The organism is Pseudomonas lini, assembly GCF_964063345.1.
Lineage (GTDB): Bacteria > Pseudomonadota > Gammaproteobacteria > Pseudomonadales > Pseudomonadaceae > Aquipseudomonas > Aquipseudomonas lini_B.
Map to the genome: position 1 here is coordinate 5216557 of NZ_OZ061318.1, position 19921 is coordinate 5236477.

General features: G+C 57.1%; 13 protein-coding genes. 6 read left to right on the forward strand and 7 right to left on the reverse strand.

The window, feature by feature from the left end:
- Positions 1 to 120: 120 nt before the first annotated feature.
- Positions 121 to 561, reverse strand: a complete 441-nt coding sequence (locus tag AB3226_RS23685; RefSeq protein ID WP_007901706.1) for a CBS domain-containing protein — start codon at positions 559 to 561, stop codon at positions 121 to 123.
- 362 nt (positions 562 to 923) lie between these two features.
- On the opposite strand from AB3226_RS23685, the gene AB3226_RS23690 reads away from it, so the two are divergent.
- On the forward strand, positions 924 to 5873 hold the full coding sequence (locus AB3226_RS23690) for an NEL-type E3 ubiquitin ligase domain-containing protein (protein ID WP_367374846.1): 4950 nt from the start codon (positions 924 to 926) through the stop codon (positions 5871 to 5873).
- A gap of 117 nt (positions 5874 to 5990) precedes the next feature.
- Here AB3226_RS23690 and AB3226_RS23695 read toward each other — a convergent pair whose 3' ends face one another.
- Positions 5991 to 8702, reverse strand: a complete 2712-nt coding sequence (locus AB3226_RS23695) for an RHS repeat-associated core domain-containing protein (protein WP_367374847.1) — start codon at positions 8700 to 8702, stop codon at positions 5991 to 5993.
- Positions 8703 to 8897: 195 nt separating this feature from the next.
- Between AB3226_RS23695 and AB3226_RS23700 the strand changes: the two genes are divergently transcribed.
- On the forward strand, positions 8898 to 11258 hold the full coding sequence (locus AB3226_RS23700; protein WP_367375837.1) for a DNA polymerase II: 2361 nt from the start codon (positions 8898 to 8900) through the stop codon (positions 11256 to 11258).
- Here AB3226_RS23700 and AB3226_RS23705 read toward each other — a convergent pair.
- The 3 genes from AB3226_RS23705 to AB3226_RS23715 form a co-directional block, all read right to left on the reverse strand.
- Positions 11223 to 11693: a DUF1810 domain-containing protein gene (locus AB3226_RS23705; RefSeq protein ID WP_038982373.1), complete on the reverse strand. Its 471-nt coding sequence runs from the start codon at positions 11691 to 11693 to the stop codon at positions 11223 to 11225. The two genes, AB3226_RS23700 and AB3226_RS23705, sit on opposite strands and share 36 nt — an antisense overlap.
- 30 nt (positions 11694 to 11723) lie before the next feature.
- The gene (locus AB3226_RS23710) at positions 11724 to 12545 is read right to left on the reverse strand and encodes an aldo/keto reductase (RefSeq protein WP_367374848.1); all 822 of its coding nucleotides are present in this window, start codon (positions 12543 to 12545) and stop codon (positions 11724 to 11726) included.
- 168 nt (positions 12546 to 12713) lie between these two features.
- Positions 12714 to 13862 (reverse strand): aldose epimerase family protein, encoded by a 1149-nt coding sequence (locus AB3226_RS23715; protein WP_367374849.1) that lies wholly within the window; start codon positions 13860 to 13862, stop codon positions 12714 to 12716.
- 250 nt (positions 13863 to 14112) lie between these two features.
- Here AB3226_RS23715 and AB3226_RS23720 point away from each other — a divergent pair, with 250 nt between their 5' ends.
- From AB3226_RS23720 to AB3226_RS23730, 3 genes are all read left to right on the forward strand, one after another.
- Positions 14113 to 14862: a hypothetical protein gene (locus AB3226_RS23720; protein WP_367374850.1), complete on the forward strand. Its 750-nt coding sequence runs from the start codon at positions 14113 to 14115 to the stop codon at positions 14860 to 14862.
- A gap of 279 nt (positions 14863 to 15141) precedes the next feature.
- A complete protein-coding gene (locus AB3226_RS23725) occupies positions 15142 to 15927 on the forward strand; it encodes a sulfite exporter TauE/SafE family protein (protein WP_123720376.1) in 786 nt (261 codons plus the stop codon).
- A gap of 93 nt (positions 15928 to 16020) precedes the next feature.
- On the forward strand, positions 16021 to 17379 hold the full coding sequence (locus tag AB3226_RS23730) for an erythromycin esterase family protein (RefSeq protein ID WP_367374851.1): 1359 nt from the start codon (positions 16021 to 16023) through the stop codon (positions 17377 to 17379).
- 227 nt (positions 17380 to 17606) lie between these two features.
- On the opposite strand, the gene AB3226_RS23735 is transcribed toward AB3226_RS23730, so the two are convergent.
- The gene (locus tag AB3226_RS23735; protein ID WP_367374852.1) at positions 17607 to 17975 is read right to left on the reverse strand and encodes a VOC family protein; all 369 of its coding nucleotides are present in this window, start codon (positions 17973 to 17975) and stop codon (positions 17607 to 17609) included.
- Between the two features lie 166 nt (positions 17976 to 18141).
- Here AB3226_RS23735 and AB3226_RS23740 point away from each other — a divergent pair, with 166 nt between their 5' ends.
- Positions 18142 to 18675 (forward strand): DUF4174 domain-containing protein, encoded by a 534-nt coding sequence (locus tag AB3226_RS23740; RefSeq protein WP_367374853.1) that lies wholly within the window; start codon positions 18142 to 18144, stop codon positions 18673 to 18675.
- 83 nt (positions 18676 to 18758) lie between these two features.
- On the opposite strand, the gene ampC is transcribed toward AB3226_RS23740, so the two are convergent.
- A complete protein-coding gene (gene ampC / locus AB3226_RS23745) occupies positions 18759 to 19913 on the reverse strand; it encodes a class C beta-lactamase (protein ID WP_367374854.1) in 1155 nt (384 codons plus the stop codon).
- Between the last annotated feature and the right edge of the window lie 8 nt (positions 19914 to 19921).

Below are 19921 nucleotides of genomic sequence, written 5' to 3' on the forward strand. Positions count from 1 at the left end.
AGCTTGCTCCCGCTGAACTGCGCAGCAGTTCCTTTTTTTGGGCCGCTTCGCAGCCCAGCGGGAGCAAGCTCCCTCGCCACAAAAGCTTGCTCCCACAAGGGGATTTGCGGTGTGTCGCAATCACTCGCCGCGGATGTACTGCTCCAACTGCCGAATCAGTTCAGCCTGTTCGGCAATGGCTTCCTTGACCAGGTCGCCGATGGACAGCAAGCCTATCAACTCGCCGTTTTCCACCACCGGCAAGTGCCGCAGGCGTTTTTCGGACATGATGCCCATGCAGGTTTCGACGGTTTGATGGGTGTCCACGGTGATGACCGGCGCCACCATGATATCGCTGACCGGTGTGCCGACAGAGGAGCGCCCCTTGAGCACCAGTTTGCGCGCATAGTCACGCTCGCTGATGATGCCGACGACCTTTCCCTCTTTCAGCACCGGTAACGCGCCGACGTTTTTTGCGGCCATCACCATCAGCGCTTCCAGCACCATTTGATGAGGCGCAATGGTGTGGACTTCCTGATTCTGTTGGGCTTTTAACTTGAGCAGTTGGGCGACGGTTTTCATGACGGATTCTCGGGTGTTGTCGTTGTTCTTGAAGAATCGTAGAGACGCGCTCGCAGAGCAAGGCAGAAAGCGGCACATACAGCGCGAAAAGCGTCATTCGGCGATTTTTCTTTCGTAAACGTCGCAATCCACCGGGAATGCGTCTGTTAGCCGGAAAATATAGACAGAGGTTTGGGACAGGGCGCGCATCCAGTTTTGCAGCGTGTTGGCACGGGAGCGGTTTATGGTCGACATCCTTTGATCCCGGGCACTGGAAGGCTATAGATCTTTTTAGTTAATACCTTGAAATAGATGAAGAAAAATAAAATAAGGAAATTCGAATAGGCTCGTATTTTCCAATAGGTCATGGATGACTTGTCATTATGTTTGATGTTTTAACTGCTGCTAAATTTACACAGCGTTCATTTCCTGAGTCTATTACTCAGAATCCGCACGCACATTTCATTGCCAAGGCTATTCCAGGTTGGCTTTCAAGCGCCCTCGCAGAAAACCGCGCCGCTTTAAAGCAGCTTGTTGGACCTGCCATGCCCCGGTATGACATGGCCTCGGCGCAATTGCGTGATGAGATGAAAAGCGCGTTTGAGGAAAGTTGGGCGTCACAAAACGAGAGTGATAAAATTCTGAACAAGGTTCAGGAAGTCGAAACATTCGCCGAACCGTTTTTAATCGCTGCGCTGAAAGATAAGTACAACATTACCCTGGATGTCAAAGCGACCTACCTGCGGCTTTATTGTCCCAAGGGTATTGTGGTCGGATTTGATGTGCGGACGCTGTCGCTGCTTGAGGCCGCGCTGCATAACTTCGAAGTTAAAGAAACCCGGGCGGGTTATTTCGACGCGGCGAGCGACTTCATTACGAAGCCTTCTGCTTCCGGGCAATTCGACATCGTGCCGATCAAACATAAATTGTCTGTTGAGGCCTTCGCAGCGTTGTGTCGTGAACTGGATATCGGCGCGCGATACCAAGTTTACTTGAAGGCGTTCATGGGGTTCGCCAACCCGGTGGCGAGGGCGGTGTTACAACGCAAAGTACAGACCAGTCAAAGGGATGCATTGCGTGCGGCCAGTGTTCTGGCACTCATGAAACAGGACATTGATCACGAAACTCATCGCATGCTGTTGAATTTGGTTGCAGGGCATCAAGCACTGACTTTGCACGGCAAACCGATGTACTGCTATGAATTGACGATGATGGACACTGCCCTGACAGGCATTGTTCTGATCGCTGCGGACCTTGATCACAGCCATCAAATCGAACAAGTCATCGTCTATGTCCCCCATGACCCGCACCATCCGGTCAAACAATATCCCTCTCTGGCCAGGTTCTGCAGCGAATTGACCACCCATTTACGTGTGCCTGAGTATCAGCGCTTTTTCAGCCGGTTTGTCCCTCACCAACAGCGGGGCACCTTCTTTTTCCAGCTCAATAACCGACTTTCAAGGATTCAATGGCATGCAACCTTGCCGTTTGAACAAAAGCCGGCATGGCGTAGCGAGCCAATTATCAATCCTGATCTACAGATGGCATATCGACGAAGCCGCGGTGACTTCTGGACCCATGACTTTCACCAGAAACTGAACAAAATTCTCAATGACGCTCGAGCGATGGCGGTGCCCACTGGCGATGAGGATGAAAAATCCCGTTGGGCGCGCTGGGATAGTTTTCAAAAAATTGCCGTCGCCATTCTTGAAGTGGCCGCTTTTGTGGCCGCGCCCTTTGTCCCTTTGCTTGGCGAGCTGATGTTGGCCTATACCGCTTATCAACTGCTTGATGAAACGTTCGAAGGGGTTGTCGAGTGGTCAGAAGGGCAGCGAAGCGAAGCGGCCGGGCATTTGATCGGTGTGGCTGAAAGCCTGATCCAGTTGGGTACATTCGCCGCAGGAGGCAAAGTGGTGGGCGCCTTGTTGCCGCTCAAGTCCTCGCTTTTTGTCGAGCGCATGCGGGTGGTAGAAACGAGCGATGGTCGGTCGCGATTATGGGATCCTGATCTGGGGCGCTACGCACAGTCGGTCACACTTGATGAAACTGTGCGGCCAGATGAAAAAGGCATTTATCGGCATGCAGGACAGGAGGTGCTGTCGCTCGATGGCAGGCAGTTTGTGGTTAAGCCTGAACCTGGATCGGACCAGTACCGCATTCAGCATCCCCGACGAGCCGACGCCTACGCTCCCCGTCTTGCACACAACGGTGTTGGTGCGTGGGTGCATGAGGCTGAGCGTCCTCAGGCATGGCAGGGCGTCAATCTGATGCGACGCCTGGGGCATCGCGTCGATTCGTTTTCCGATCAAACCCTGGAGCAGATCCGGATCGTCAGTGGCGTTGACGAAGCGGTATTGCGCAAGCTGCACGTCGAGCATGAGCGACCGCCGGCGTTGCTGGTCGCAACCATCAAGCGTTTTACCGCTGACCAGGAGGTGAGTACCTTCATCGAGCGGATGAGCAGCCATGATCCGCAGGTGTATGGCCAGGCCGATGCCCAGACCCAACTGGAACTGTTGACACGTCATCGCAAGTGGCCAAAGAACCGTAACGTGCAGTGGCTCGACGCTCAAGACGAAGTGCTCTGGCAGTCTTCGCCAGACTTGGGCGAACGGATGGTCAAGGTCAGATCCGGGCAGACCGGTTACCACGATCTCGCCGCAACACTGTTGTCCCAACTGCAAGAGCAGGAGGTCAAGGCCCTGCTGGATGAAGCGTTTGGCGATGGAATTATCGTCCTGGATATGTGTGCGGCCAGACTGCGCGCGCTCATTGCCACGGCGGCCAAGGAGCAAAAAGCGGCGTTGGTGGATGCTCGCTTCAGACTCGATGAAGCCTCTGTCGACCCTGACGTGGCGACGCACGTTGAAGGATTTCGTAGCGAGTTTCCTCAATTGCCGGATGCCATCATGGATGAGCTGCTGGTCGATATCACCGAGGCAGAACGCCAACAGATGAGCGACCGGCAGCGTTTACCGTTACGTCTGCGACAGGAGGCCCGCACGGCGATGCGTGAATGGCGGATTGTCCGGGCGTATGAGGGGTTGTATTTGCCCTCGAGCGAAAATCTGGATACCAGTCGGCTAGCGTTGCACAGTATCGAGCGACTGCCAGGCTGGTCGCCCGAGGTGCGCATCGAGATGCGCAACCAGTCGTTCGATGGGCCGCTACTCGACAGTATCGGGACGGAGCACGCGCCCATTCGCAAAGTTCTGGCGCGAACCACGCAGAACACCTTTCAGCCTTATGACGAAGAGGGCAATACACTGCATGGCGCTGACGATTTCTATACCTCCCTGTTGCAAGCCTTGCCTGATGCCGCGCGCAGGAAACTGGGCCACGAAATTGGTCAAGGCATCCAATTGCGACAGACATTGCAGAACGCACCGCTGAGGCATGCGGCGTTGCGCGAAATTCTTCCTGAACCCTCTGTTCGACACGTTTTGGACACCGCGGCCGCAACCCGTTTGCGCGGAGCCGTTCAGGGGTTTGCGCGAATCAATGAGCCTCTGCTCGGTACGGGAGGGACGTTGAGCCTGGAGGATCGGTTCAAGGTGCTGTATCCGCAGGCGAGTGCGGACACGTTTGCCGATTTTGTCCGTTCATCCGGCTCGCAGACTCGGGCGTTGCGGACCATCGGCGAGCGGGAGTCGGAGTTCGAGGAACTGACCAAAGCCCTGGATAGCTGGGTGGCGATCGAGCGAGGCGAGCTTCTACCCATGGATCAGCGCTACCACAAGGGGCGCTTTTCCAAGGCGATCAAGCAATGCTGGCAGGCTGCACAAACGTCGGGGCCGGACGGCTATGCCCTGGACCTGGATTTTCACTGGACGAGTGATTTTCTGGAGTATTTGCCAGCGTTGAACGCTGATTTCCGGCATGTCAGTTCGCTGCAATTCCGCCATGTCGAATTGCGTACCGATATCACCGGTTTACTGCATTACTTCCCCAATCTGAGGGCGCTGGACTTGAGTGACAACGCGCTGGTCGCCCCCCCTCGCTTGCAGGAAAATTTGCCGGCGCTCGAGAGTCTTAACCTTTCCAATAACCAACTGACGCTGACCGCTGAAAGTGTGACGGATATGGCCGGCCTGACCCGTCTGCAAACGCTGAGATTGGCTGGCAACTCCGCGCTGTCGCAGGGGCCGGATGTCAGCCAAATGGCTGAGCTCCAACTGTTGGATTTGCACGATACCGGTATAACGAATTGGCCCATCGGCCTGCTCACGCTGCCGCGACCGCGCGCCTTTGAACTGGATCTGCAGGGCAATCCGATTGAACAGGTGCCCCAAGTGACATCCGGTTCGGAGCAGGCACGTCTTGTTGCCCGCACCCGTTTGAGCCGCGATCGGTTGTCTGATCAAGGTCGTGAACAATTTCAGGGCTACATGCGCTCGGTGGGGTATGACCCGGCACGCAGCTACCCGCCCAAGGGCGAGGAAATCAGTGTGTACTGGCTGGAAGGTTTGTCGGGCGTACAACGAGAAGGCAGGCAAGCGACCTGGGATGAGCTTGAAGGGGAACCGAATGCCCAAGGTTTTTTCGAAGTGCTGGAGCAACTCACCGACTCAGCCGATTACGTCGAAGAATCCAGCCGTCCCGGGCTGAAACAACGGGTGTGGCGAATGCTCGACGCCGTTACCCAGGACACTCCGCTGCGCGAAGAACTGTTTCGCATGGCCACCAACCCTGATACATGTGCCGACGCTGGTGCGCAGATTTTCAATGAAATGGGGATCAAAGTACTGGTTCACGAAGCGTATCTGGGTGGCAGCCCTGAGCAGATCGAAACCAGCCTGATCAGATTGGCGAAGGGCAAGTCCCGTCTGGATCAGGTCAATGAAATCGCCCGCGCCACTGTCCAGAGCCGATTACAGGCCGGTGAAACCTTTATGGCGGTCGATGAAGACGGGGACATCACCGGCACCATCGACGAGGTGGAGGTTTATCTGGCGTTTCAGACCGGTCTGGCGGATCGACTTGAACTGCCGTGGCAGTCGCGGGGGATGTTGTTCCGGGAGATGGCTGAGGTGAGTGACGCGCAGATAGATCAGGCGTATGAATCGGTTTTGACGCTTGAGGCGGGTGAGGGGGGGGTGAACCGGATCATCGAGCAGCGGTTCTGGCGCAAGTACCTGAAGGGGCGTTATGCCCAGGCGTTTGCGCAGAATTCGACGGTGTACAACGTGAAGTCAGAAGAACTGCTCAATCGGCATCTGGCGGGTGCTATCTCGCAGCAGGCGTATGAGCGCAAAATCACCGAGTTGGCGGATAAACGAAAGGTTCTGTTCAGGACTCTGACCCGGGAGGCCATGAATACAGCGAGTGTCTGACGGTAATAAAGACACTCCATTCGCTAACGACGGTTTGCCTGTCAACGCTCTCGTTTTCAAAGACGTTGACAGGTCAAACCCATTTTGGCTCATCTAGGCTGACAGTGATGAAATTGCTCACCTTGGATAGGTCTGGACTATATGTTTCCACTCCTCATGGGATAAATTTATTCGCCCTGTTGGAATGTCAATAGCGGACCGACCTTGGCGGGATGTATCCAGTATGTGACTGCAGTTGAAACATGCCGGAAAAGCGACTGCGGCTACTTCCTTCTGCAACCTTTGAGTGATGATGGTCAGGTTTTGTAGATTGTCACTAATATTGGGGATCATTAGCGCGGCAGTGTTTAAAACTCTGGTTTCAGCATGAAATGAAGGAATGCCCGCACCTTGAGGAATAAAACCATCACTTGCGATGATATGGTTTTTAGTGAGTTCTTCTGTCAACGAGTGGAGCGGACGGGCTTCATACTCGATCCCTCTCATATCTATCGGGTCATCGCTACCTGATCTATATATTTTCACGGGATAAGTTTGATCATTGTAAGCCGTTCTGAAAGCCTCGTTGAGTTCCGGAATAAATACATCGGCATCTATTCGCAATATGCCGAGGTTTGCCGGATTGGATTCGCCCAAGGCAACATTACGCGGTTTATGGATTTTGACGCCTTTATAGGCCTCCACGCCTTCAGCCGGTAAAACGATATTGAACATATCGGTAATTATTATGGAGTTTTCAGGGCTACCATCCGAGTATTCAGCACCGGCATGAGCACTTAAATCATTGAGTTTTCTTTTGGTGAACTTAGCGTCTGGAAATTTCTCTAGATGCGCATTTTCGACGCGTTGAATTTCGTCTGGTTTTCCTTTTCTGGGTGGTAGGGGATTTCTAGTATTGGCTGTCAGAATGGACGTGCTTCTTGAGCTCATTTGCTCGGGAAAACCACCGGTTAACCCGAGGATGTCGACAAAACTCATCGGGTTATTACCCACCATCGCATACAGATTCAACCCATCCACAGCCCCCGCTGGATCGGCGCTGATCCAGCGTTGCAACCACGGCGCGTAATAACGCCGTCCGTAGTAGTAAAGTCCGCTGTCATCCATCTCCTTGCCCGAATAGCGGATGGTTTTATAACTGACTTCCCGCTCCGAATCCGCTGCCAGCCAAGCCGTACCGCCGAATGGATAATAGTGCTCGTGACTGATCAGACGGGCCGTTTGATCAAGTTCGATGAGGCTGGAACCCTGGCTGTCGTCGAGGCAGTAGCGCACCTGATTGGCCTCGATGTCTCCCGGTTTACCGCTGAGCCAATGCAGGCAACGCACGTTGCCAATCACATTCGGCAAAGTGATGACGTGCAGCGCTTCACCTGTGTCGCGGGTGCGTATTTCCAGGCCGGGAAGGTAGCGCACTTCGTGAAAATGGCTGGTCGATGACGTATGGGTTTCGTGGCGTTTATAGACACGTTCGCCATTGCTGTAGCGATAGGTTTCCTTATCGTCGAGGCCGGTCTCGCGTTCGATCAGCGTGATGGAGGTCAGCTCATTACGACTGTTCCAGTGCAAGGACTGACCCGGTTGCAAGGCCTGGAGATTGCCATGGAGGTCAAATAACCTGGAAAAAACCGGTTCGGGATCTCCCTCCTTCCAGCGCACCCCACGGTTGCTGGACGGATCAATTCGCATCTGATGGGTGTAACCGCCTACCGCGCGACTATGAGTCAACTTGATCAGGTTGCCTCCCGTGTCGTACTCGTAGGTCTGTGTGTAGTTCAGGATATTGTTGGGGTCGTTCGGCAGCGGCCGCCCTGGCATGCTGGACGGTGGGGTGGTGTCGTGGCCGGTGGCGCTGGCCAACCGGTACAACGAGTCATAGGTGAACTCACGGGTTCCATCAATGTACTGGTTGGCGAAGAACACCGGATTGAAGGTGTGATCTTTAATGCGAAGCACATTACCGACCTGGTCATAGCCATATTCCAGATCCTGGCGCAGGGCTTGGCCAGGCACTCCGGCCTTCATGTGTGTCAGCCGAGCATCCGCCTTGTCATAGATCCAGGTTTTGGCCACGCCGTTACCGAGTTGTTGTTCGATGACCTGACCGGCGGCGTTGTACTGTGCATCCTTGAGGATGTCCTGAGGGGAATCGTTGGCATTGATTTGTAGTGTTATTTGCTTGAGTTGCCCGGCAATGCCATAGCGCGAGTGCTGCTGATGGTTGCCGGCATCCGTCTGGCTCAGCGCCTTGCCGTCTGCACCGTAAAGCCATCTCGTGGTATGGACGCTGCCATCGAATAAGGTGCGGGTTTCAGCAAAAGGCAAGTATTGCAGGCTGAAGGAATCGAATTCCATCGAGCCCGAAGGATCGATTTTCCTGATCAACTGCCCGCGCAGGTTATGCCCAGGGTCCGCATCGGCCTTTGCGTAGGTCCAGACCTCGACGTTCGGTTGACCATTGACGTCAACCGCCAGTACGCGCAATTGATTATCGTAGGTAGTTCGCCATTGATTACCGCGCTCATCCCAGCGGCTGATGACTTCACCGGCCATCCCGAGCAGGCTCAGACGCCAACCGGAATCGACGCTGTCGATCTTCAGCGGTTGACCGGCCAGCCCATGGATTGTCGTCAGGTTAGGCCTGGAGCCGAACAGACGGGGATCCCAGTGCTCCACCGGTCTGCCTGCGACGTCATGACGCTGTCGGGTGATGAGTGTTTCCAGAGGCGCGCCAACGCTCTTGCGTAGGTAGGCCACCTGGCAAACCGCCAGGCCGCGGCCATCATTGACAGCAATTGAAGGGGTTTTCCGATGCACGGTGAGATCCATCTCTCAATCTCCTTCAATGCGTTGCATGGGTCAGGCTAAGGGGGGCTCCAAGGCTCGATGCTATCAACGCACGAGAGGTATGTAACCTGTCAGATATGACAGGTGAAAAGGGGCAGCACCTGTCCCGATGCATCCACACGGTTACCCAATGGCGCGTAGAATCATGCCTCTGAACCAATTATCGAGATCGCAGTGGTGGATTTACAGCAGGGCTTCGTCCTGACGCGGCATTGGCGCGATACCCCGGCCGGCACGGAAGTCGAGTTCTGGCTGGCGACCGATGCCGGTCCCCGACGCATCCGCCTGCCGCATCAACCGTCGGTAGCGTTCATTCCGGCAGCCCAACGCGAGCAAGCCGAAGCGCTGCTGCGCGGCGAGAAAAACCTCGAGCTGAAGCCCTTGGCACTGCTGGACTTCGAACATCGCCCGGTGCTTGGCCTGTATTGCCAGCAGCACGGTCAATTGATGCGTCTTGAAACGGCGCTGCGCAGATCAGGCGTCGATGTATTCGAGGCCGACATCCGCCCGCCGGAACGCTACATGATGGAGCGTTTCATCACCGCCCCCGTTTTGTTTGGTGGCACACCCAACGCCGAAGACCTGCTGCTCGACGCGCAAATGAAACCCGATCCGGGCTACCGACCGAATCTCAGACTGGTCTCGCTGGACATCGAAACTACCGCTCAGGGCGAGTTGTATTCCATCGCCCTGGAAGGCTGCGGCGAGCGTCAGGTGTACATGCTCGGGCCACCCAATGGCGATGACAGCGAGGTGGATTTCCAGCTCGAATACTGCGACTCGCGAACCCTGCTGCTGAAAAAACTCAATGAATGGTTCGCCCGGCACGACCCCGACGCCATCATCGGCTGGAACGTCGTGCAGTTCGATCTGCGCGTACTGCACGAGCATGCTCGTCGCTTGGCGGTGCCGCTGAAACTGGGGCGTGGCGGTGAAGAAATGCACTGGCGCGAGCATGGCAGCCGAAATCATTACTTCGCTTCGGCTGCCGGCCGGCTGATCATCGACGGCATCGAGTCGCTGCGCTCGGCGACCTGGAGCTTCCCCTCGTTCAGCCTGGAAAACGTCGCACAAACCCTGTTGGGCGAAGGCAAGTCGATCGACAACCCCTACCAGCGGATGGACGAAATCAATCGCATGTTTGCCGAGGACAAACCGGCCCTGGCGAAGTACAACCTCAAGGACTGTGAACTGGTGACGCGGATCTTCGCCAAGACCGAGTTGCTGACCTTCCTGCTCGAGCGCGCCAGCGTCACCGGTTTGCCGGCGGACCGCAGCGGTGGCTCGGTGGCGGCGTTCACTCACCTGTATATGCCGTTGATGCACCGGCAGGGCTTCGTCGCGCCGAACCTCGGCGGCAAACCACCGCAGGCCAGCCCCGGCGGTTTTGTCATGGACTCGCAACCAGGGCTGTACGAATCGGTGCTGGTACTCGACTACAAAAGTCTCTATCCGTCGATCATCCGCACTTTTCTAATCGACCCGGTGGGCTTGATCGAAGGGCTCAAGCATCCCGACGACAGCGAGTCGGTGACGGGCTTTCGCGGTGCACGTTTTTCAAGAACCCGGCATTGCCTGCCGGCGATCATCGCCCGGGTCGCCGAAGGTCGTGAAACCGCCAAGCGCGAACACAACGCGCCGCTGTCCCAGGCCCTGAAGATCATCATGAATGCCTTCTACGGCGTCCTCGGTTCCAGCGGTTGCCGCTTCTTCGATACACGGCTGGCCTCGTCCATCACCTTGCGCGGACACGAGATCATGTTGCGCACCCGCCAGTTGATCGAAGCACAGGGCCATGCGGTGATCTATGGCGACACCGACTCGACCTTTGTCTGGCTCCGGCGCCCCCACGGCCAGGCAGAAGCCGCGCAGATCGGTCACGCGCTGGTGGACCATGTCAACCAGTGGTGGCGTGAGCATGTGAAACAGCAATACGGGTTGGAAAGTGCCCTGGAGTTGCAGTTCGAAACCCACTACAAGCGCTTTTTGATGCCGACCATTCGTGGCGCCGAGGAGGGCAGCAAGAAGCGCTATGCCGGGTTGGTCACCCGCGCCGATGGCACCGATGAAATGGTCTACAAGGGCCTGGAAACCGTGCGCACCGACTGGTCGCCATTGGCCCGGCAATTCCAGCAGGAGCTGTACCTGCGCATCTTCAATCGCAAACCCTATCAGGATTATGTGCGTGACTATGTGCGCAAGACATTGGCCGGTGAATTCGACGAGCGCCTGATCTATCGCAAACGCCTGCGCCGTACCCTCGACGATTATCAGCGCAACGTGCCGCCCCACGTGAGGGCCGCGCGAATCGCCGACGACTACAACGACCAGCAGGGACGTCCGCGTCAATATCAGAACGGCGGCTGGATCAGTTATGTCATCACCGTCGCCGGCCCCGAGCCGCTGGAAATCCGCAGCGCGCCCATCGACTACGACCATTACGTCACTCGGCAGCTGCAACCGGTGGCGGATGCGATCCTGCCGTTCGTGGATGACGATTTCTCAACGCTGATTGGGGGGCAACTGGGCCTGTTTTGAGTCCAGCAGCGACAACGTCCAGCCATCCGGTATGCCATGAAAATACTGATCCAGCGCCTGATGGAACAGGCTGCCTTTTGGCGAAACCTGGGCGAACAGCGTCATCGATGAGTGAAACTTGAGGTTGTCGGGATGGCCGAAAATCTTGGCGATCGACTGATGAGGAACGTCCAGGACCAATTGCGTGCAGGCACGCAAGCGTGGCCCCAGCAACGGATGCTCCAGGTATGCCGTGGCTTCTTCGCTGGAGCGAATGGCAAAGTAGCGGGACATCTCGCTGTCACCCAACCCGGAAAACTGCGGAAAGATAAACCACATCCAGTGCCGGCGCTTCTGGCCGGCGCGCAGTTCCTCCTGCACCCACTCGAACACAGGGTCCTGCGCCTGGACGAAGCGTGGCAAGTTGAAAGAGTCGAGCTGATCGGTACTTCTCATGCCGATGCCCTCTGACAGAACCGCGATGGCTCAGACCATGGCCAACCGCTGCTTGCGTTGTGGCGCGCGAAAAGCTTGGTCCAGCGCCTCCAGATCCCCGACTTCAAGCCGCAATTGCGCCGCTTGCGCATTGAGCTGCACATGCTCGGGACGGACCGCCTTGGGGATGGCGATCACGCCGTCCTGACGCAGAATCCATGCCAGCGCTACCTGCGCGGGTGTCGCCTCGTGACGGGCGGCAATCTGCTTGAGCGTTGAGTTGGCCAGCATGTGCCCGCCCTGGCCGATCGGACAATAGGCCATCACCGGCATCCTTTGGTGTTGGCTCCAGGGAAGCAAATCGAACTCGATGCCGCGTTCTTCCAGGTTATACAGCACCTGATTGGTGGCGCAGGTGGGCGAGGCCAATTCTTCCAGGTCGTCCAGGTCGAAATTGGACACGCCCCAACGGTCGATTTTGCCGCTTTCACGCAGGCGTTCGAAGGCGTCGACGGTTTCCTCAAGGGGATACTCGCCGCGCCAGTGCAACAGGTAAAGATCGATGTAATCGGTTTTCAAACGCCGTAGGCTACGTTCGCAGGCTTGGGGGATGCCTAGGCAGCTGGCGTTGTGGGGGTAGACCTTGCTGACCAGAAAAACCTGGTCGCGCCTGCCAGCGATGGCTTCACCCACCACCTCTTCAGCGCCTCCTTCGGCGTACATTTCAGCGGTGTCGATCAGGGTCATGCCCAACTCGATGCCCAAACGCAGCGCTGCAACTTCCTTTGTGTGTCGGGAGCGTTCCTCTCCCATGCGCCAGGTTCCTTGGCCGATGACCGGCACATGGATGCCGGCCAGCTCAAGAGTACGCATGAATCCTCCTTACCGAAGCCCGATCGATACTTCAGTTGGCAGCAAAATAGCCCGGTGGTTCCATGGACATGTCGAAAGATCGCAACCTGCGGCAGCTCCTACAGGGACGGGGGCATACCCGATATTGGGGGCCGGTGCAGGAACTGCCGAAGGCTGCGATCTTTTGATCTACAGGGTAGAAAACTTATACACCGTAGTCTGGCTATAGCGCTTGTCCGGATCCAGCCGTGTGGACGGGAAGTTCGGCTGGTTCGGCGAATCAGGATAATGCTGAGTCTCCAGAGTAAACGCCCCCCAATGCGGATAGATCTTGCCCGCCTTGCCCTTGACCGTCCCATCGAGGAAGTTGCTGGTATAGAACTGCACACCCGGTTCAGTCGTGTAGAGCTGCAACCGGCGCCCGGATTGCGGATCGCTGACATCAGCAGCGAGTTTGCCCAGATCCCCCTTGGCGTCCAGTACCCAGTTGAAATCGAAACCGCCTTGTTTCGGTTCGGCGAACTTCAGTTGCGGGTGATCAGCCTTGATGTGTTGACCGATGGCGGTCGGTTGGGTGAAGTCCATGGGGGTGCCGGCGACCGGGGCCAGTTCACCGGTGGGGATCAGTTTGCCGGTGACCGGTGTGTAGCGGGCGGCATGCAAAGTCGCAAGTTGCTTCAGGACGTCGCCGTTGCCCGCGCCGGCCAGGTTGAAATAACTGTGGTTGGTCAGGTTCAGCACTGTGGGCTTGTCGGTGCTGGCCTTGTACTCGATGCGCAGCTCATTGCTCTCGGTGAGGCTGTAGGTGACTTCGGTTTTAAGGTTGCCCGGGAACCCCATTTCACCGCCCGCCGACAGATACGTCAGGGTCACGCCCACCGAATCCTTGCCTTTGCTCGGTTCGGCTTTCCACACACGTTTGTCGAAACCCTGGGCCCCGCCGTGCAGTGAATTGCTACCGTCGTTGAGTGGCACTTGATAGCGTTTGCCGTCCAGTTCGAAAGCGCCATTGGCCAGGCGGTTGCCGAAGCGGCCAATGGTTGCGCCGAAGTACGCGGTGCCACTTTGATAACCCTGCACATCATCGAAGCCCAGCACCACATCGTCGAGCTTGCCGTTTTTGTCCGGCACTTTCAGCGACTGCAGAATCCCGCCGTAGGTAATGACCGTGGCTTGCAGGCCATGGCTGTTGCGCAAGATGTATTGCTCGACGGGCGTGCCGTCATTGGTTTTGCCGAAGGCTTTGTGTTCGCTGGACAAACCGGCGGCGTGAGCGGGGAGGGTGGCGATCATCAGGGACAGTCCGAGGCCGGAGAGCAGGTATCGAGATTGAAGCATGGTTGACCTTCCTTTTTGTTGTTTTGTGAGAAGTAGTCATGCTAATAATCGAGTATTAACGCGATCAAGGAAGGATTTATAGCTTATTCAGGCAGTGTTGCAATTATAAAGTATGACTAATATGCGGCCGCTTTCACGGTGATCAACGTTTACGGACCACCGGCACTGCACTTTTCCAGCTTTCACGGTTCTATCCTTGGCCAGCCCGCGGCGATCCCCACCGCCGGCCCATGCCCAAGTTCAAGAACCCATGGCTCGAGTTTTACCCCGCTTTACCCCGCACATTCGCCGTTATTGCTGGCTGCTGATTGGCCTGTCGATGCTCTTCGCCAGTGGCTGCAGCCATCAGCCGGGCAACGATATCGTCAGCCAGTTTCGCAACGGCCAACCTCAGGAATTCCTCCAGACAAGCGTCGACCGTATGGCGACCCTGACGATGCGTGACAACCTCGAAAGCCTCTACCTGCTGATGAACAAGCTCTACCTGCGCAACCCAGAGGAGCTGAAGAAATCCGGCTTCCTCGATGTTGGCACCGCGGAAAAACAAGTGCGCATGGCCATCGAACAGCAAGAGCCGCTACCCACGCTCGGCGGCAAAAAAGACCTCGCCGCGCTGAGCTACGCCATGAGCCCGGAATTCCTCGGCGACCGGGTGGGTGCCTTCATCTATGCCATCGGCAGCATGCTGGTCACCGCCCATGGCAATCGGCTGGAGTTCTACATGACGGATGCGATCAACCCGACCTTCGTCAGCAATGCCGCGCGCAACATCGAGAAAGCCACCTGGATCTTGAGTCAGCGGCAAAACAAGCAAGGCGAGCCCTTGCTGTTTTCCAACGAAATCTCGGAGGAGGGCAGCAACCTGAGCTTTGCCGTGGAGTTCGGCAAAATCGTCGCGCGGCTGGACCTGCTGACCCAGATGCTCGATGAACGCTACCGGCGGATCGGCCTCAACTACGCCCAGAGTTTGCTGTTCCTGAATTTCTTGCCGGTGCAGTAATTTGAGTAGTGAACCCAAATCCCCTGTGGGAGCGAGATTTTGTGGGAGCTGGCTTGCCTGCGATGGTATCAACTCGGTTCGACGTTAAACCGAGCCGCCTGCATCGCAGGCAAGCCAGCTCCCACAAAAAGCCCGACCTCACAGGGGGCTTGAAAGAAAGAAGATCGTGTTCCGGCTCAATGAGTTGGCATAACGATAGACCGCATCGATATAACTGGTTATAAGAAAAATCGCTATGCTGCGAGCCGGTTATTCTCCTGCGATTCTCTGGGCGTATTAATGGAATTCGGTAATTTCGGGTTGGTCGTTGCAGGTCTGGTGGTCGGCTTTATTGTCGGCATGACCGGCGTCGGGGGCGGTTCGTTGATGACTCCCATTCTGTTGTGGTTCGGCGTCAACCCGGCTACGGCGGTGGGTACGGATTTGCTGTACGCGGCCATTACCAAATCCAGCGGCGTGCTGGTTCATCGCAAGAACAAGAACATCGATTGGGCGATCACCGGTTGGCTGACCCTCGGCAGTGTGCCGGCTGTGGCACTGACGCTGTGGTTCCTGAGCAGTTTGCAGACCTCGCCCGACGCGATGAATGCCGTCATCAAACAAGCCTTGGGCTTCGTACTGTTCGCCACGGCGCTGGCGATTTTCTTCAAGAAGCGCTTGCTCGATTTCGCCCACAAACGGGCGGGCGGCCACTACAACCCCAGCGGCTCGCGGTTGAATGTACTGACCGTTATCACCGGTCTGGTCCTCGGCACCATGGTCGCCCTGACCTCCATCGGCGCTGGCGCCCTGGGCACCGTCGCGCTGTTCATTCTGTATCCATTGCTGCCTACCCGCCGTCTGGTTGGCACCGAAATCGCTCACGCTGTGCCCCTGACCCTGGTCGCCGGCCTGGGCCACGCAAGCATGGGCAACATGGATTGGCACGTCTTGGGCTACTTGCTGGTCGGTTCGTTGCCGGGGATTTACCTGGGCAGCCACTTGACCGGGCGTATCTCCGACGAACTGCTGCGTCCGTGCCTGGCCACGATGCTGGTGCTGATCGGCTACAAGCTGGCGTTCTGATCCGGCACCGTATACATCACTGAATTTAGCGGAATCATGCTCTCGCTGACGTAGTCAAAACCATGACCACGTTCGGATGAGGTCATGACGTCCATGAACAGCCCCGTAAACGATCTTCTGCGACGGTTCCGCCGCCCCCGAGGCGAGCCACCCGGCAATGCAGCCGAAGTGCTACGCCGACATGTCGAACCGTTGCCTGCACTCGACTCACCTGAATTCGGCGAACTGTTCGACCGCTTTGGCGATGCCCGCGTGGTGCTGATCGGTGAAGCCAGTCACGGCACCCAGGACTTCTACCAGACCCGAGCGGCGATCACCCGCCGGCTGATCGAGCAACATGGCTTCGGCATCGTTGCGGTAGAAGCCGACTGGCCCGATGCCGGCCAGATCGACCGATGTGTCCGCGACCTGGGCCGCTCCGCCTGGAAAAAACAAGCCTTCGCCCGATTTCCCACCTGGATGTGGCGCAACACCGCCGTGCAGGCTTTTACCCGCTGGCTGCACCACCATAATCGCGGGCTGACGCCTTCGCTGCGTGTGGAGTTTCGGGGGCTGGATGTTTACAGCATGCGTCACTCCATCGACGAAGTGTTGGGCTATCTCGAAAAGACTGACCCGCATCTGGCGACAGAGGCCCGCCATCGCTATAGCTGCCTGACGCCGTGGCATGACGACCCGGCGCTGTACGGTCATTTCGCCGAGCGGGGCAATATGGCCACGTGTGAGGACGCAGTGGTCGAGCAATTGAATGTGCTGCTGGGCGAACGGCTTGATCCAATGGTCGCCGACGACGAGGCGTTTTTCAGCGCCACCCAAAACGCCCGCGTCGTGCGGGCCGCCGAGCAGTATTACCGCGCCATGTACCGCGGCTCGACCGCCTCGTGGAACCTGCGTGACCTGCACATGTTCGATACCTTGCAAACCCTGATGGAGCATCGCGGGGCAGGCGCCAAAGCGGTGGTGTGGGCGCATAACTCACACATCGGCAACGCCGCCGCCACGCAAATGGGTTGGGAGGGACAGTTCAACATCGGCCAGTTGTGCCGCACGGCCTACGGCTCACATGCAGTGCTGATCGGCATGGGCACCGACCACGGCACCGTCGCTGCCGCCGATGACTGGGATGAGCCGATGCAGGTCAAACAGGTGAACCCGGCATTGGCCGACAGCTGGGAACAACTGTTTCTCCAGGCCGGCGTCCCCAAAGCGCTGCTCGACTGGCGAACGTCACCCAGCGAGGAACTGCTGGACGTACTGGCCGAGCCGTTACTTGAGCGCGCCATCGGCGTCATCTATCGCCCGAGGACCGAGCGCCAGAGCCATTACTTCCAGGCAGTGTTGGCGGAGCAGTTCGACGCTTTTGTCTGGATCGAAAAAACCCATGCGGTCTCGCCATTGCCGGAGCCTGAGTTCATGGAACACGAGGAAGACACCTTTCCGTTCGGTATATGACATGCAAATGACGGCAATGCTGTTCACTTAAGAGTCTTGAGTCAGTGAGTAACCTGTGGCGAGGGAGCTTGCTCCCGCTTGAGTGCGTAGCACTCACAAAAATCGACGATTGTTATCAGATTTTTGGGGCCGCTACGCAGCCCAACGCGAGCAAGCTCGCTCGCCACAAAGGTTGGCATGACAGAGAGTCGCGCTTAAGTGAACAGCATTGCGCTAATGACGGGCATCTATTCCCGGGTAAAAATCTCCAATAGATGCCCGTCCGGGTCATCGAAATACACCCGCCGGCCCCCGCCGTAATCATTGATCTCGTTCGGCCGTTGCTTGCCCGGATCGGCCCACCAGGGCTGCTTGCGCGCTTGCAGGCGAGCGAAGGCTGCATCGAAGTCTTGGTCGCCAATCAGAAACGCATAGTGCTGGGAGGCAATCGGCGGGTCGTTATTGTAGAAATCCAGCGATACACCGTTATCGAATTTGACCACCAGCATCGGCCCGAACGGCTCGGCATCGGGCAGGCCGAGGAGGTCGGTCAGGTAGCGGGCCGAGACTTGTTTGTCACGGCACCAGACGATGGTGTGGTTCAGCTGAGCGCTCATGGAAAAGTCCTCACGGCGAATCAGGTTATGAGATTAGCTCAGGCTGTTGCGCAATGACCGCCCTGACCTAAGCTTGGGGCAAGGCGAAACACAATTGCAGTGCGTCACCCGGAACGTTCGCCGCGATGCGCAATCATTAGAGCGTGGATATCAAAAGGAGATGCGCATGCTCATCAGGTCTTTGACCCTGGCTACTCTGCTGGCTTTCGTCGGCCCCCTGTTCGCCGCCGATGACGATTCCCCTCTGGTTAAAGACGTGGGCAAGGCCCGTCCCTTGATTGTCATCGCGCCCAGTTCGGTGGATCCCACTTGGGTCAGCCTGAAAAAGTCGCTGGATGAACCCGCCAGTCGCCAGGGTTTCACCGAGCGGAATATGGTGCTTTACACCGTGATCAATACGATGGGTCAGCGCGACGGCAAAGACCTCGACCCGCAAACGACGATGGCCTTGATCCGCTCGCTCAAGCTGGGTGCCGGGGCGAAGAGCAAAATCATCCTGGTCGGCAAGGACGGCGAAAAGAAGCTTGAAAAGGATGCGGTCGAGCTGAAAGAGATTTTCAGCACCGTCGACCAGTTGCCGGCGGCCGAGAAAGAAGCAACGGTACCGGTGCCAGCGCCGGTGGCTGAAGTTGCACCGGCCAAAGGTGCAAAAGGCAAACCGGCGAAACCCGCCAAACCGCCTGAGCAGCCGGATGAATGAGTATTGAGGCATTACCTCAATGCAGATCAGTTAAGCCCGCTCCCACAGGTGCGTGGTTGCCCGGTCTCAATGGGGTGTCGGGATTATTCAGTCAGTGCACTCAATATTTTGTGAGCAATTTTCACTCGTTCGGCGTTCGGGTAATTTTTGTTGGCCAGAATCACGATGCCGATGTCTTTCGCCGGGATAAAGGCGACGTAGGCGCCAAAGCCACCGGTTGAGCCGGTTTTGTTGAGCAGCACAGTATCGCGTGGCGGTTGCGGCGGGTTCAGCGGTTGGACTTCATGAGCCTCCATCGCCATCTGCGACGAGTTGCCCGCCAGCAATGTATCGAGCGTTGCCGGATAGTTGTAGAACTCCCAACCCAACCCTTGAGTCATCTCGCCGACGGTGTAGTAACCGGTGTGAGTGGTGGCGATGGCTTGCTGCAGGGGCTTTTCCAGCGACGACGGGTTCATGTTCGCTTCAACATAGCGAAGCAGGTCCGAGGCGCTGGTTTTCACGCCATACGCTTCGCAATCCAATGCGCCCGGTCCGACCCGCACAGACTTGTCGTCCTTGTTGTAACCCTGGGCGTAAAGCGTCATCTGATCCTGCGGCACCTTGAGGTAGCTGTGCTTGAGGCCAAGTTTCGGCAGCAAGGTTTTTTCCATCAGCTCATCGAACGGCGCACCCATGCTGTGGGCTGCCAGATAGCCGAACAACCCAAGGCTGGGGTTTGAATACTGGCGATGAGTGCCCGCGGCGTAGGTCGGTTTCCACTGCTTGAAGTAGCCAAGCATTTTGTCCTGATGGTCTGCCTCACTGGGGAATTGCAGCGGCAGGCCACCGGCGGTGTAGGTACCGAGTTGCAGCACGCTGATGCTGTCGAACGCGCTGCCACGCAATGTCGGCAGAACCTGACTGGCATTGTCCGACAAAGCCAGTTTGCCTGTCGCCTGCGCATAGGCGGCGAGGGTGGCAGTGAACGTTTTACTCACCGAACCGATTTCGAACAGGGTGTTTTCGGTGACGGCTTTGCCGTTTTCTTTCGAGGCTACGCCGTAGTTAAAGTAATGCGGTTTGCCATTGACGGTGATCGCGACCGCAACACCGGGGATCTGCTGTTGCTGCATCACCGGTTCGATGGTGTTCTTCACGATTGCTTCGATGCGGTCGTCAGCAAAGCACTGACTGGTACCGAGGAAAAGCACGAAAGCGCCGTAGGACGCGAGTTTTTTCTGTTTCTTTTTATGCATGATGAGCC